Origin of the sequence: Francisella uliginis, from assembly GCF_001895265.1 — a bacterium.
Lineage (GTDB): Bacteria > Pseudomonadota > Gammaproteobacteria > Francisellales > Francisellaceae > Francisella > Francisella uliginis.
In genome coordinates, this window is sequence record NZ_CP016796.1 from 1,253,234 (window position 1) to 1,266,881 (window position 13,648).

The following is a 13,648-nucleotide window of genomic DNA, read 5'->3' on the forward strand; positions in this document are numbered from 1 at the left end:
CTAACAGTAAAAAGAATATTTAGTAAGATTTATGAAAACTAATGTAATAAGACTTAACAACCCCTGATTAATGAATAGCAAGATTTAAAAGTTGAGTTCCTTGACAAACAGCTCCTTTAATATGGACACTAATTATTGTTCCACCAAAAGGAAACTTAAGAGGTTTAACTTCCATTGTTGAAGTTTGTATATATTGTCCAACTACATCACCAGCGTTAAAATAATCACCTGCTTTGACAAACCATTCATATAAGCCTCCTTCTACTGCTCGAACGGATTTGTAGTTAGATATATCATGATGGATTATATCTTTGTGTAATCTATCAATATCAAAAGGCGAATCAATAACATTTTTAGATTTTAAATAGTTTAATACCCCTTGTGTCTGCATGGTGGCATCATCGAAGTTAATATACTCTTCAGATCCTAACTCTAGGGTAAAACATTCTTTAAGAATATCCTCATGTCTGCCATGTGCTTTAAACTCTTCTTGAAGCTTCCACCATGGAACAAAGATAGCCTCATCTAGAGCTCCTGTAAACTCATTAGGAATTACTAGCGTATGCTTATAACCAAAAATCTCGGCAGTTTTTTTAGCAAACGCAGGAGTATAAATATATGTAGTCGCATCAGTATCAGTGTGTAAATCTAAAACATAATCAGCTTTTTGGGCTTCTTTTTGAACTGTATAGTTTAGTCGTTTTGCTCGAGATAAGAACCATTCTTGTTCAAGCTCTTTATCTATAGCTTCAGCTAAAAGTTTTTCAAAGGCTTTTTTATATTCAATTGTTGAAGAATTTAAATGCTCTTTTACAAAAGCCTTATAGTCTATTTTAGGATTAAAATAGTATCTATTCCAGTTATCTCCTGTTGCTGAATCAAATCTTCCTTGATGCCCTGCCCCGATAAAATTATCTGCACCAATAGGATTACATTGCGGAATTAAATAAATATCACCTTTAGGCTGATACTTTTTAAAATGCTCTAAAAGCTTAATCATGACTGCATTTCCCTGTAATTCCGATGCATGCATACTTGCTTGCATATATACACTTGGAGCTTGAGGATCAGAACCTTTTATTATAATTTTTTCTATAAATATATCTTGACCATTTGATGCTTGGCTAACTTTAATTTTTTCTTTTGAAATATATTGCATTTTCTGACTCTTAAAACTTTAAATATTAACTAATTTAACATATTTTTCTAAAATTATCTGATACACATAATAGCGATTAGATTAGAAAAATCAAAACCAAGTAGACTTTTAACCTCATCACTTTTAAGCAATGCGACTAACCCTGCTTTTGTATTATCATGTTTATATAATTTGACAACATTATTATCATTTTCAGATAACTCGATCTCTAAAATATCTTTTTCTAAAGATATTTTACAGTTTTGTTTTAAATTAGGGTGATGAGCTAATCCATACTCATATGCTTTTAATTGGTTTTCATTTAATATCATATAGTTATCTCTTTATATTTATATTTGCTCTTCTTCTACTACCCAATCTTGCATAGTATTTAAAAGCTCTGAGAATATATCTGCCATTAATAATAAATCGACTTCATGACCATGATTATCTTCTTTATTTAAATCCTTGATACCTTCTAAGAATTTGATTGATTTAAATTGTAACTTCGTATTAGCTGTCATTGCTAATTGCTCACGCCAAACTATCGCTAGCTCAGTAATATATCCGCCACTTTCAATAAAAGATTTAATATTATCATTTAGCATTGAGCTTCCTTGGCATGATATATTAGCGATACTATCACCTATTGCACTAGTTAGCTTACATTTTTCGGCTATCTCTACATCTAAAGGATGTGTATTTTCAACTAACCAATCTGTTAATACGTCTGTCTCTTCTTTTATCACTGGCTCAAACCTAGCTTCACATTTTTGCAACAGATCTAAAACTTCCGTTATTTGCTTATCTGAGATACTATCAATAACAAGATGATTATTAGTCAGATCCAAATAACCAAAAATCTTTTTAAATTTACTAAAAGCTTGAGGCAACAAACGCTGCTCTATATCTTCTTTAATCTGAGTTTTTTCTTTCTTACTGACATATCGAGTTAATTCAAGCTCTTCGATATATTCTTGTGCTTGTTGGTTTATAACTTGAGCAGGAAGTATTTTTTCCTCACTAAGAAGGCAAAATGCTGCAAGATGATTAAACTTAAATAAAACATTATCATCTTCTTTAATAAAAGGATTTACAAATCCTCTAGAAGATTTTTGAGAATTACTACAAGAAACAAAATTTAACTTATTTATGGATTGTTCAAAGATATCCATATTAATATCTAAGATTTTAAATGCTGTAAGGTTTTTAAAAAACATTCTAATTATCAATTTAAATATGTAGTCTCAAAATAATAAAGCATCTTAAAACAAAGTAGAACAGCAAAGAGACAAATTTTAGTATTTTATAAGTTTTTGAGTTTGTAAATTGTAGGATTTGAGTATTTTAAAGTCTAAAACTGCTTTAGCAGAACCTGCAAGTGAATATTCCATTATAATAAGCTCATAAAATATAATATCTTCAGAGAATTTATACGTTACAAAATCACTAAAGTCATTAGCACCATAAGCTAAACTTATATGTGTTGAGCTGATAGTTACTACTTATATCAAGCTGTTTAATATTATCAAAAAGCCCTTTTAATTCTTTTGTCTTTGATAGTTTTAGATAATAGTTCATGTAATATGACTTTTTATTTTCTATAAGACTTTCTATTCTAAGCTTAATACTTTCATACTTTAACTGACTTACATAAGTATCAAAATCATCTAAAATATTCTTTCCAGATGTAAATAATGTCATATGTGGTATAAATGCTGGTTGCTTAGAAGTAAAAGAATTGTGATTTATACAATCAGCTAATGGTATTAAAGAATCTTTTCTAGGTACTAGCCAAATACTATAATGATTATCACTCATATTTTAACCTTGTGTATTCAGTCTAACAAAAACATTAGACCTCTTGCGAAATACTAATTATTCACCATATATATAGAAAGATTGCTTAAGAGATCCATAAAAATGCAAATAAGCTACGCAATATTGTCAAAGAAAGCCAGAATATTTAGAAAACTAACAGGTTTAAAACTAAAACATTTCAATAAAATCTTAACCGATGCCTCAAAATCCTTAGATGAAGGATTTCCAAGGATTGGCAGAAAGCCAAAAGTTGATAATCATGCAGATAGATTATTGTTAGTTTTAATATATTATCGTTGCTATATGACACAAGAATTTTTAGGCTACTTGATAGGATTAGATGAATCAAATGTAAATCGCCTAATTAGACGAGTAGAGTTACTACTAGTTAAAGAAATACATATAAAAAAAGATAGAAGCATGACTAATCAAAAAGTAGAAAGACTTTTAATAGATGCAACAGAACAGCCAATCCAGAGACCTAAGAAATTAAAACGAAGAAAGGCTAACTATTCAGGGAAGAAAAAAAGCCATACACAGAAAGTAGAAATAGCTATCAGTGAAGCAGGTCAAATAGTTAATGTTTCGAAGGTTTATCCAGGCAGTGTTCATGATATAACTGTTCGCAGAAAATCAGATAAATTAGCTCGTGATGTTGATAAATATTGTGACAATGGCTACCAAGGTATTCAAAATGAATCTACTAAAGTAAAACTCCCCTATAAAAAGCCCAAAGGAGGTTCTTTAAGTATAGAGCAGAAGAATTATAATAAATGGCTTAGTAAGATTAGGATTTATGTTGAGCATAAAATTGCAGAAATTAAAAAGTTTCGTATACTGGGTGAAACCTATAGAAGTTTTGGTAAAAAAGCTAATCTTAGGTTTAATTTAGTGGCTGGAATAGTTAATTTACAAAACGGATTCTAAAAAGAAAATACCTACTTAGAAATAAAATGCCTCTGAAGTAGTATTTCGCAAGAGGTCTATTATAATATTTGTTATAATAGCAAATCTTTATTTATATTAATTAAAAAATTCGGGAATTTCTATGTCACAAATAGTTGTATGTGCAATGTACAAATTTGTTACCTTAAATGATTTTGAGGCTATGCGCCAACCTCTTCTAGATGTAATGATAAAAAATAACGTTAAAGGTACACTACTTTTAGCAAATGAAGGAATCAATGGCACTGTAGCAGGATCTCGCCAAGCTATTGATAGTTTACTAGAGTACCTTAAGTCTGATTCACGCTTAGCAGACATTGATTATAAAGAGTCATATCATGAGGAAATGCCTTTTTATCGTTCAAAAGTTAAGCTTAAAAAAGAAATTGTTACTTTAGGAATCGATGAAATAGATCCTAATAAAGTCTGTGGGCAATACGTGAAACCAAAAGATTGGAACGCACTAATCTCAGACCCAGAAACACTTCTTATCGATACACGTAATGATTATGAGATAGAAATAGGAACATTTAAAAACGCTGTAAACCCTCATACTGAAAACTTCAGAGAATTCCCTGAATATGTTGATGAAAATTTAAATCCTAAAAAACATAAAAAAGTAGCTATGTTTTGTACAGGTGGTATCAGATGTGAAAAATCTACAGCTTTGATGAAAGCTAAAGGCTTTGATGAAGTTTATCATCTACAAGGTGGGATACTTAAATATTTGGAGGAAGTCCCAAAAGAAGAGTCAATGTGGCAAGGTGAATGTTTTGTCTTTGACTCAAGAGTAGCTGTAAACCATGATCTAGAAAAAGGAAATTATGATCAGTGTTTTGCTTGTCGTATGCCAATTACAGAAGAAGATAAAAAACGTCCTGAATATCAAAAAGGAATAAGTTGCCATCACTGTTATGATAAAGCTACAGAAAAACAAAAAGCTCGCTTTGCAGAACGTGAGAAACAATCACAACTAGCTGCAGAAAGAGGATTTTCTCATGTTGGCGATGAAGCTAAAAAACTAGCTGAAATAAATAAGTTAAAAAAACAACAAGCTAAAGAAAAAGCTCGTAAAAAAGCTAAGAAATAACTCTTAAACTCTAGATTATTCCCTAAAAATAAAGTAATAAAATCAATCCCTTATTAATTTCTAACTATCCTTATTAAATTTAAATAACACACATCTTACATAGCTTAAGACTGTTGATTTAATCTGCCAATAAATTTATGAATTTTGTAAAATATAGCTATAGCAGTAGATATTTATATTTTAACAGTTATGGATTTTTTCTTTTTAGGATTAGAAGAATCATTAGGTAGTGATAATAAGTTTGTAAAGCTAAACAAGTTAGTTACCTTTGAAAAGTTTAGGAAAACACTTAAAGGTATCTATACTCAAGATATGACAAGGCAAGGTAGACCCGCCTATGATAGTATAATGATGTTTAAACTTTTGTTACTAGGGCAGTGGTATAGTCTAAGCGATAGAGAATTAGCATCTAGTTTAAGGCTAAGAATTGATTTCATGTATTTCACAGGTTTTACGCCAACGTCTAACTTACCTGATTATAGTACTATTAATAAGTTCAGAAACTTATTAATAGAAAAGAAAAAATATAAAAGGCTACTTAAAGAATTTAACAAACAGCTAGAAGCATTAGGCTTATCGATAAATAATGCCAAAGGTGCAATTATAGATGCTACCTTAGTTGAATCTGCAGGCAGACCTAATAAGCATATGGATAATCCAGTAGAAGATAGAAAAGAAGACAAAACCTCTATTCCTGATATTTCATATGGTAAAGATGTAGATGCAAGATGGATTAAGAAAGGTAATAAGAGTCATTATGGCTATAAAGTTTTTGCTAGTGTAGATGATAAGTATGGTTTCATACAAACAATACATACAGAGTCAGCAGAAGTCTATGAGGCTCATAGATTAGAAACAATGTTAGAAGATATTAACTGTAAACAGTTATTAGCAGATAAGGCATATGATACTGCTGCTAATAGAGAATTACTAAAAGCTAACAAAATTAATAATCGTGTACTTAAAAAAGCAGTTAGAAATAAACCACTAACTAAGAGACAAAAATTACGAAACATTCTTATATCTAAAGTTAGATATAAGGTTGAACAATGCTTTGGCACGATGAAAAGAAAGTTTAACTTTACTAGAGCTAGTTACTTCTCTACAGTAAAAGTAAATGCACAAGCTTTGTTAAAAGCTATATGTTTTAACGCATTAAAAGCTGTCAATTTAATGGCTTAACTAGGATAGGTGTATTCATATCGGTACAAAATGCCGATATGAAACACAAAATAAGGATTTTAAAGTCAGATTTCTCTAAAAATACTCAAGATTAAGAGACATGAAAAAGGTCTTAGATTAACTCAACAGCCTTAGCTTATATAAAATTAATTAGATAACTAATTTTATAACATAGATAAATAAGGATAATAATATGAAGAAATCGATGCTTGCAACTTTAATAGCTTTAGGTGGAGTTTCCATGCTAAATGCAGCAGAAATAGCTCAATGGTCACCTAATGATTTAACATCATATATTGCAGGAACTACTGTAACTGATAATGGTAAAACTTATAAGTGTAAAGGGTGGCCTGCTTCTGGTTGGTGTCAAATAGCTGCTTATAAGCCTAGTGGAACATATGGTAGCAATGCTTGGGATGAGATTACGACTCCAACTCCAACTCCAACTCCAACTCCAACTCCAGACGATTCTGTTAAAGAATGGAATGCTAATACCGTATACACTCCGTCTGAAAATGATGGCAACCCTACTCACGCAATATACAAAGGTATACTTTATAAAGCTAAGTGGTGGACTAAAGGATTTGCTCCAGATACTAAAGTTTCTAATGAATGGGATTCTCCATGGCAAGTTATAGGTGAAGCAAAAGAAAAGCAATCTGTTAACTTTAATGTCAATGCAAATGCTTCTGATTTAGGCGTCGAGCAAATTACTGTAAAAATTGGAGATGAAAATCATTCATTAGCTATAGGTTCTAATGAAGTTAAATTATCAGAAGGTAGTTATAATATAAGTGTTGATAATATTATAAATTTAGCAACTAAAACTGAATATGTTGCCAAAATTTTAGTCAATGGTGTTGCTACTAATAACCTAATAGTATCCGAATCTACACAAAATAACATTAAGATCAGTTTTGAAGAACAAAATATTAACTATAGCTATGTTAACTTATCAATAAATTATGCTTCTGGCACATCACCAAATGGGCTAAAAGCATATATTAAAAACAGTTCAGGTTATACTGAAACTGTTAATATTGTATCTGGTAATAACTCATTTGAGATACCATCAAAAGGTGACTTCACTATTACTTTTGATAGCTATGATCATCAAGGTCAAAAATATATGGCTCCTGCTGTAGTTGTTAAAGATGGTGTTGCAAATACTAATGAAGTTTTATATAAACAAGATTCTTTAATATTTGCTGGATACTTACCAGTTAGTTGGGGAAGTAATCCTCCAACAATATCTAAAGCAGCAGATATGGGATATAATGTAATACTTCCTTCTTTTGTGATAATCAAGGGTAACGAGCCGATTACTTTCACAGATAATGTTTTCTTATCTTATGGTGGATGGAACGCTTCTGCTGATGATCAACAAGTAATCGATCAAATCAAGGAAGATATAGCTTTTGCAAAAAGTTCAAAAGGACTAAAATATGTATTGGCTTCTATAGGTGGTGAACATAATACTTATGATCCAGGATCTAATGCAGACTATGCAGCTCTTGCAGATAAGACTATCGCATTTTTAGATGAATATGGTTTTGATGGTATTGACTTTGACTTAGAGCAAGTACCTTCAAGCGTTACTGCTGAGTCAGTTAAAAAGTTTATCGAAGCATTAAGAGAAAGAAAACCAAATATAATAATAACTGCAGCACCACAAGTTAATAATGTTAATGGTAAGTTAGAATACGTAAATACAGCGACTCAACAAGTATATAATCAAGCACTTGAACTTGGTCTATTTGATTATATGTTTGTTCAAGCATATAACACAGGTGGTAACTTTGTTGATCAAGATGGTAATTTATGTACTAAAGGTACTGAAGATTGTCATGATCAACTAAGTGCTGGATTTATAGAAAATAGTTTCTATGCTTTGAAAAAGATGACTCCAGAAAATACAAAAATTGTAATGGGACAACCTGCAACAAAAGCATCAGCAGGAGCAGCAACTGTCTTTAATGGAACAGATAGCGCTCATCCATACTATGCCATGTGTGAATCTTATGAAGACTTAAATGGACAATCACAATATGGTGGTTCAATGACTTGGGAAGTTACACATGATTCTAATAATAACTATCAATTTGCTACAATGATTAATGTTGCATTTGATAACAAAGATTGTTCTACTTTAAAATAATACCTCTTAATTAGACAAAATAAACTTTCTATTCTCAATAAGAAAATTAACTAATTCATTAAATAAAAGCATTCTTTTCTTAGACTAACCATTCAAATATATACCATTATCTTTTATTATAATTTTCTTCTGTTTTAAAAGAGTTCCAATAGCTCGCTTAAATGCTGCTTTACTTATACCAAACTCTTTTTTTATATCTTCTGGGTCTGACTTATCGCTAAATGGTGCAGATCCTTCATGATCTATAAGGTATTTTTCGACAAGTGAAGCATTTTTATCTAGATCTTTATGTGCTAACTGTAGTGATATATCTATACGTCCATCATCACGAATATTTCTAATATAACCTTTTATAGACTGCCCAAAGCTTAATCTTCTAAAGACTTCTGAACTATAGATTATACCCCAATATAGATTATTTATAATCGCCTTATAACCAATATTGGTAGAGTTAGCAATTATAAGATCCACTTCTTGATTAGGCTTTAAATCATCACCAGCGTAATCTTTGATGAATTTATTAATTTTTGAAGATGCTGTAATTCGTCCATTAATTTTATCAAGGTATAAATAAACAAGATATGACTTACCTACTTCAAAAGGACGATGTTGTTCAGCTAGTGGTACAAATAAATCTTTCTCTAAACCCCAATCTAAAAAAGCACCAATTTTTGTTAGATTCTTTACTTGTAAATAAGCAACTTGACCTACTGTTGGAACACTTTTAGTTGTAGCAATAAGCTCTAATTTTGAGTTATGGTATAAAAAAACTTCTAAATTATCGCCAATTTCTGGAGTATGTCCAAGTTCTGATATATTTAGTATTGCCTGGCCTAATTCTAAAGCATCCAAAATTAAAAAATGTGATTTTTTATCTAGAATTCTTAAGTTGTTATACTTTCCTATTGAAATCAAAATAATTTCCTTTCTGACTTAATACTAATGAATCTTACCATAGTTATAACTATACCATTAAGCTTTTATTAAATATTTAATAATAAGAACTCTAGAATAGGATTTTACTATTATCTTTACATATATTTTTATACATGATTTAATACGCTAAAACAAAATAATCCTAAAACAAAATGAATAGAATAATTTTATTTTTTATACTAATATTTTCATTTTCTGTAAGTATTTATGCAAAACCTTTAACTCTTCCAAGTAATACCATAGCCTTCTCTAGCCTTCAGGGACAAAAACTACTGAAAACTGCTCCAGAAAAATATTCTCAACAGTACTGGCAACTTGCTAAATACTTTACTACTGAAAATGGCACCACTTTTTGTGGACCAGCTTCTGATGTTATGGTACTTAACGCTTTAGGCATACAACCAGCCTTAGCTCCAGCGCATATGCAATATTCAATATTTGATCAAAACAATATTTTCTACAATAAAAATCTAATCAAAGATAAAATAACTCCACAATTAGTTTATGCTCGTGGTCTTACTATCGAACAAACTGCTAAGATAATTAATGAGCAAGATACTATAGGTTCAAAAGTTCAGGCAAAAGTATTTCATGCTAATGAATTTAAAAATGAAAAAGATTTTAAAAATAAGCTTCTAAACAGTATGAAAGCTGGTAAATATATTATAATTAATTATAAGCGAGCAGATATGGGCGCTCAAGGTGGAGGTCATTTCTCTCCATTAGCAGCATATAACCCTAGCAAAGACATGTGGTTACTTATGGATGTAGCTAGATACAAATATCCTCCAGCTTGGATCAAAACTTCTGACTTATATAAAGCAATCCAAGCTAAAGATTCTACATCACACAAGCCACGTGGAGTTATTATAGTATCAAAGAAGAATAGCTAAAGCTCATATAAAATAGTACGTCATTCTGTCAGGCTTGACCACGGAATCTAGCAAATAGCTTATTAATAAGCTATTTGACCAAGTACTATTTTAAAACTATAATGGGGTTGTTGATAAAGGGACTTATCCAAACATATTCTTCAAAGCTGAAAGACTTTGTTTTGAGTTTTCTTTACGAGTCTCTGCACATTCTTTTTCTGTGCCAACCCAATATAAATCTGTTTCTGGCAACTCATCAATAAATCTACTCGGTGTTGAAACTTGCTTTTCACCAAATTTTTTACGATGTTTTGTCATTGTTATAGTTAGGTTTTCTTTAGCTCTTGTAATCGCCACATATGCAAGGCGACGCTCATCTTCTATAGACTCTTCTTCTATACTTTGTTGATGAGGCAATATCCCCTCTTCCATACCCATTATATAGACCTTTCTAAACTCAAGACCTTTTGAAGCATGCATAGTTATTATCTGAACTTGATTATCATTTTTATCTTCATTATCTCTATCTAAAATATCTATCAGAAGCATCTTATTTAACACTGTAGATAATGACTCAAGTCCATTATAAGAATCATCTAATTGGTTAACTATCCAACTTATAACTTCAATAACATTTGTATACCTAAATTCAGCTTGTTTCTCAGATGAGCTAGAATCAATTAGCCACTGTCTATATGAGATATTATCAATAAATGTATGTAATATTTTCTTAAGTTCTACTGCTGAAATACTTGAAACAATTTCTTGTCGCGTATTCAAAATCAAATTTTTAAAATTTAGCAATTTCTTTTTTGTAAATTCACGCATCTCAAAATGCTCTAGATTGTATAAAGTATGGAAAAAGCTACAATGATGTTCACTAGCATACTCGCCTAGCTTATGAATCGTAGCACTACCAACTTCCCTTTTAGGAGTATTCACTATACGCAAAAATGCCCTATCATCATCAGGATTAACAATTAACCTTAGATAAGAAATAATATCTTTGATTTCAGTCTTTGAGAAAAATGAACTCCCTCCACTTATAGTATATGGAATCTTATGCATCTGCATATATCTTTCCAAAAGATAAGCTTGATAATTACTTCTAATCAAAATTGCATAATCGGAATTTCTAGAGTTAGTTTTTACCCTATCAAAAAAGATATCACTTGCAATAAATTGAGCCTCATCTTCATCATTTATCAAACTGATTATTTTTATCTGTTCACCATATGTCTTTGCAGACCATAGTTTTTTCTCAAAAATATGACTATTATTCTCTATCAGCTTATTCGCAACATTTAAAATTCTACCAGTAGAACGATAGTTTTGCTCTAACTTAATAACCTTAAGGTTTGGAAAATCTTCCTGTAAATGGCGTAGATTTTCTGGACGTGAGCCTCTCCAAGCATATATAGATTGGTCATCATCACCAACTACTGTAAATTTGTTTTTATTTTGAGTTAGATACTTTAAAAGCTGATACTGCGACTCATTAGTATCTTGGTATTCATCAATTAATATATATCTGAACTTGTCTGACCATAATTTCTGGATATTATGATTATTTCTAAATAGCTGAATTGGCTGGAATATCAAATCATCAAAATCAAACGAGTTATATGACCTTAAATACTTTTGATACTCTTTATAAATAAAAGCTGCTTGCTCCTCTAAGTCGTCTTTAGGTTGGACTTCATCAGGTGTTAATAAAGCAGATTTCCAAAAAGATATTTTTGCTTGAATAAATTTAGTATTTTGCTTAGGTAATTGGTACTGGTCATAAGCAATATCATATATTAACGTTGCTGAATCATGACTATCAAAAAGGGTAAAGTTTTTTTTATAGCCAAGATCTGAAAAATGTCTTTTTAAAATAGATAAACCTAGTGAGTGAAATGTTGATATAACAAGACCTTTTGATTTTTCCTTATCTAATCGAGATTTAACTCGTTCTTGCATCTCCTTAGCTGCTTTATTTGTAAATGTAACAGCTAAAATACTTTTTGCAGGATATAACAACTCCTCGATTAAATAAGAAATTTTCTCAATAATAACACTAGTTTTACCACTACCTGCGCCAGCTAATACTAATAATGGTGTACTTGTATACCTAACAGCTTCCTGCTGCTGTAGGTTTAAATAGTCTAGCATTTAACTATAATTTGACCATTACTAAGTTGATATTCCTGCTCTGTTGCTTCTTTATGAAAAACTACAAGCATATAGCACTCATTATCGACAAACACTTTATTTACAACGTTTGCTAAAGGCTTATTATTTACATCTTTTAAATCAAAGCTATCAATATCTGACTGAGATTTTATTACTGCAAGTTCTTTTTTAAGTTTAGCTTTATAGTGCATTCTAGCTATTACTTCCTGTCCCATATAGCAACCTTTTGTATAGCAAACGACATTCTCAACATCATCTAACTCTAATTCAGCAGGTAAAAACTGCTCAAAATTTTGAGCATTTATAATAGCTAATTTATTAATAATATTCTCTTTCTGTATTTGCTCAAGACTGGTATCAGATGCTAAGCTATCTTTGTCTAAGATATCGTGATTTAAAAAATTATCTTTTTTAAAAAATAATGAATAATTATCATTTATAGAAAAAGTAACTTTGGAAAACATGCCATATTTTTTTAACCATGCTAGTAAACCTTCTAGGACTCCTTCTTCAACTGAAAGAAGTAGTTTATTATCATCAACAAACTTAACAAAACATAGTGATATAATACGCCCTTTTAAATTTGCAAAAGCTGTTAATAAAACATTATTATCTTGGGATAATATATTTAGATCAGCTGTAACTAACCCTTGTAGAAATTTTTTAGTATCTACTCCATTAACTTCTAATATTTGAAAATTATCATATTGAAAAATCATAATAAAACCTAACTATAATAGAATATTTTAACTAGTAGATTTTAGTATATTTAAAGAAACTATGCAAAGAATGTTTTTGGCTTTAAAAATTAAAAGTTAGCGCTAGTTCCACCAATTCCTGGAGGCTGATTATTTTGTATACCACCTTGAGGCCCATTTAGCATCATTTGTCTACTTAATGCTACATCTTGATCACTCACAGCTAGATTATTTCTAACATTTACTTCTGGTGTTGTCAGATTAGCCAAATTTGGATTATCATCTTCAGAGTTATCTTTTTTAGCTTTCTTATAATCAGCTTCATGATGAGTAATTTTTCCAGAAGGAGCATCGTATGATTTAGTATTATTTTTTTGATGCTTTCTATGCATACCCATTACATTAGTGTGTAGATCCTCATCACCTTTTTTAACTTTTGTTTTAGTATGAGAGTCTACACTTGAACCAATATTATGGACAGTTCTTTGTTGAGACGTTTGCGCTAATTCGGCACCATCAAGTTCACCATCATTATTAGAGTCATTTACTGGAAATGCACAAAATGCTGGAGCAATAAAAACTGATGTTAATATTGATGATAATAAAATCTTTCTCACTATAAATATCCTT

Annotated in this window: 13 protein-coding genes; 5 read left to right on the forward strand and 8 right to left on the reverse strand. The window is 30.5% G+C overall.

What is annotated here, in order from left to right:
* Positions 1 to 67 precede the first annotated feature (67 nt).
* The 4 genes from F7310_RS05900 to F7310_RS05915 all read right to left on the reverse strand — a co-directional run bounded on the left by F7310_RS05900 (position 68) and on the right by F7310_RS05915 (position 2,959).
* Complete coding sequence (locus F7310_RS05900) at positions 68 to 1,159, reverse strand: succinylglutamate desuccinylase/aspartoacylase family protein (RefSeq protein ID WP_072712474.1); 1,092 nt, start codon at positions 1,157 to 1,159, stop codon at positions 68 to 70.
* Positions 1,160 to 1,212: 53 nt separating this feature from the next.
* Entirely contained in the window at positions 1,213 to 1,470 is a 258-nt protein-coding gene (locus F7310_RS05905; protein ID WP_072712476.1) for a hypothetical protein, read from the reverse strand.
* An 18-nt stretch (positions 1,471 to 1,488) separates the two neighbouring features.
* On the reverse strand, positions 1,489 to 2,358 hold the full coding sequence (gene rdgC, locus F7310_RS05910) for a recombination-associated protein RdgC (protein ID WP_072712478.1): 870 nt from the start codon (positions 2,356 to 2,358) through the stop codon (positions 1,489 to 1,491).
* 238 nt (positions 2,359 to 2,596) lie between these two features.
* A complete protein-coding gene (locus F7310_RS05915; protein ID WP_084645197.1) occupies positions 2,597 to 2,959 on the reverse strand; it encodes a hypothetical protein in 363 nt (120 codons plus the stop codon).
* Positions 2,960 to 3,061: 102 nt separating this feature from the next.
* On the opposite strand from F7310_RS05915, the gene F7310_RS05920 reads away from it, so the two are divergent.
* The 4 genes from F7310_RS05920 to F7310_RS05935 all read left to right on the forward strand — a co-directional run bounded on the left by F7310_RS05920 (position 3,062) and on the right by F7310_RS05935 (position 8,334).
* The gene (locus F7310_RS05920) at positions 3,062 to 3,886 is read left to right on the forward strand and encodes a transposase family protein (RefSeq protein WP_072711046.1); all 825 of its coding nucleotides are present in this window, start codon (positions 3,062 to 3,064) and stop codon (positions 3,884 to 3,886) included.
* Positions 3,887 to 4,007: 121 nt separating this feature from the next.
* Positions 4,008 to 4,994, forward strand: a complete 987-nt coding sequence (gene trhO / locus F7310_RS05925; protein WP_072712479.1) for an oxygen-dependent tRNA uridine(34) hydroxylase TrhO — start codon at positions 4,008 to 4,010, stop codon at positions 4,992 to 4,994.
* 189 nt (positions 4,995 to 5,183) lie between these two features.
* Positions 5,184 to 6,176 (forward strand): IS5 family transposase, encoded by a 993-nt coding sequence (locus tag F7310_RS05930; RefSeq protein WP_072712481.1) that lies wholly within the window; start codon positions 5,184 to 5,186, stop codon positions 6,174 to 6,176.
* 193 nt (positions 6,177 to 6,369) lie between these two features.
* Positions 6,370 to 8,334: a glycosyl hydrolase family 18 protein gene (locus F7310_RS05935; RefSeq protein WP_072712483.1), complete on the forward strand. Its 1,965-nt coding sequence runs from the start codon at positions 6,370 to 6,372 to the stop codon at positions 8,332 to 8,334.
* A gap of 84 nt (positions 8,335 to 8,418) precedes the next feature.
* Here the strand turns inward: F7310_RS05935 and F7310_RS05940 are convergent, their stop codons facing one another.
* On the reverse strand, positions 8,419 to 9,249 hold the full coding sequence (locus tag F7310_RS05940; protein WP_072712485.1) for a CvfB family protein: 831 nt from the start codon (positions 9,247 to 9,249) through the stop codon (positions 8,419 to 8,421).
* A gap of 173 nt (positions 9,250 to 9,422) precedes the next feature.
* Between F7310_RS05940 and F7310_RS05945 the strand changes: the two genes are divergently transcribed.
* Positions 9,423 to 10,163 carry a phytochelatin synthase family protein gene (locus F7310_RS05945; protein ID WP_072712487.1) on the forward strand — a complete coding sequence of 247 codons (741 nt, stop codon included), beginning with the start codon at positions 9,423 to 9,425 and terminating at the stop codon, positions 10,161 to 10,163.
* 123 nt (positions 10,164 to 10,286) lie between these two features.
* On the opposite strand, the gene F7310_RS05950 is transcribed toward F7310_RS05945, so the two are convergent.
* The 3 genes from F7310_RS05950 to F7310_RS05960 form a co-directional block, all read right to left on the reverse strand.
* Entirely contained in the window at positions 10,287 to 12,299 is a 2,013-nt protein-coding gene (locus tag F7310_RS05950; RefSeq protein ID WP_072712488.1) for a UvrD-helicase domain-containing protein, read from the reverse strand.
* Positions 12,293 to 13,039 carry a CAF17-like 4Fe-4S cluster assembly/insertion protein YgfZ gene (gene ygfZ / locus F7310_RS05955; RefSeq protein WP_072712490.1) on the reverse strand — a complete coding sequence of 249 codons (747 nt, stop codon included), beginning with the start codon at positions 13,037 to 13,039 and terminating at the stop codon, positions 12,293 to 12,295. Before ygfZ ends, F7310_RS05950 begins: the two co-directional genes overlap by 7 nt.
* Positions 13,040 to 13,128: 89 nt before the next feature.
* The gene (locus F7310_RS05960) at positions 13,129 to 13,635 is read right to left on the reverse strand and encodes a hypothetical protein (protein WP_072712492.1); all 507 of its coding nucleotides are present in this window, start codon (positions 13,633 to 13,635) and stop codon (positions 13,129 to 13,131) included.
* Positions 13,636 to 13,648: the final 13 nt, after the last annotated feature.

Bases quoted from the DNA above. Each gene is read 5' to 3' on its own strand.
- F7310_RS05900 (WP_072712474.1), bottom strand. From the start codon at position 1,159: ATGCAATATATTTCAAAAGAAAAAATTAAAGTTAGCCAAGCATCAAAT.
- F7310_RS05905 (WP_072712476.1), bottom strand. From the start codon at position 1,470: ATGATATTAAATGAAAACCAATTAAAAGCATATGAGTATGGATTAGCT.
- rdgC (WP_072712478.1), bottom strand. From the start codon at position 2,358: ATGTTTTTTAAAAACCTTACAGCATTTAAAATCTTAGATATTAATATG.
- F7310_RS05915 (WP_084645197.1), bottom strand. From the start codon at position 2,959: ATGAGTGATAATCATTATAGTATTTGGCTAGTACCTAGAAAAGATTCT.
- F7310_RS05920 (WP_072711046.1), top strand. From the start codon at position 3,062: ATGCAAATAAGCTACGCAATATTGTCAAAGAAAGCCAGAATATTTAGA.
- trhO (WP_072712479.1), top strand. From the start codon at position 4,008: ATGTCACAAATAGTTGTATGTGCAATGTACAAATTTGTTACCTTAAAT.
- F7310_RS05930 (WP_072712481.1), top strand. From the start codon at position 5,184: ATGGATTTTTTCTTTTTAGGATTAGAAGAATCATTAGGTAGTGATAAT.
- F7310_RS05935 (WP_072712483.1), top strand. From the start codon at position 6,370: ATGAAGAAATCGATGCTTGCAACTTTAATAGCTTTAGGTGGAGTTTCC.
- F7310_RS05945 (WP_072712487.1), top strand. From the start codon at position 9,423: ATGAATAGAATAATTTTATTTTTTATACTAATATTTTCATTTTCTGTA.
- F7310_RS05950 (WP_072712488.1), bottom strand. From the start codon at position 12,299: ATGCTAGACTATTTAAACCTACAGCAGCAGGAAGCTGTTAGGTATACA.
- ygfZ (WP_072712490.1), bottom strand. From the start codon at position 13,039: ATGATTTTTCAATATGATAATTTTCAAATATTAGAAGTTAATGGAGTA.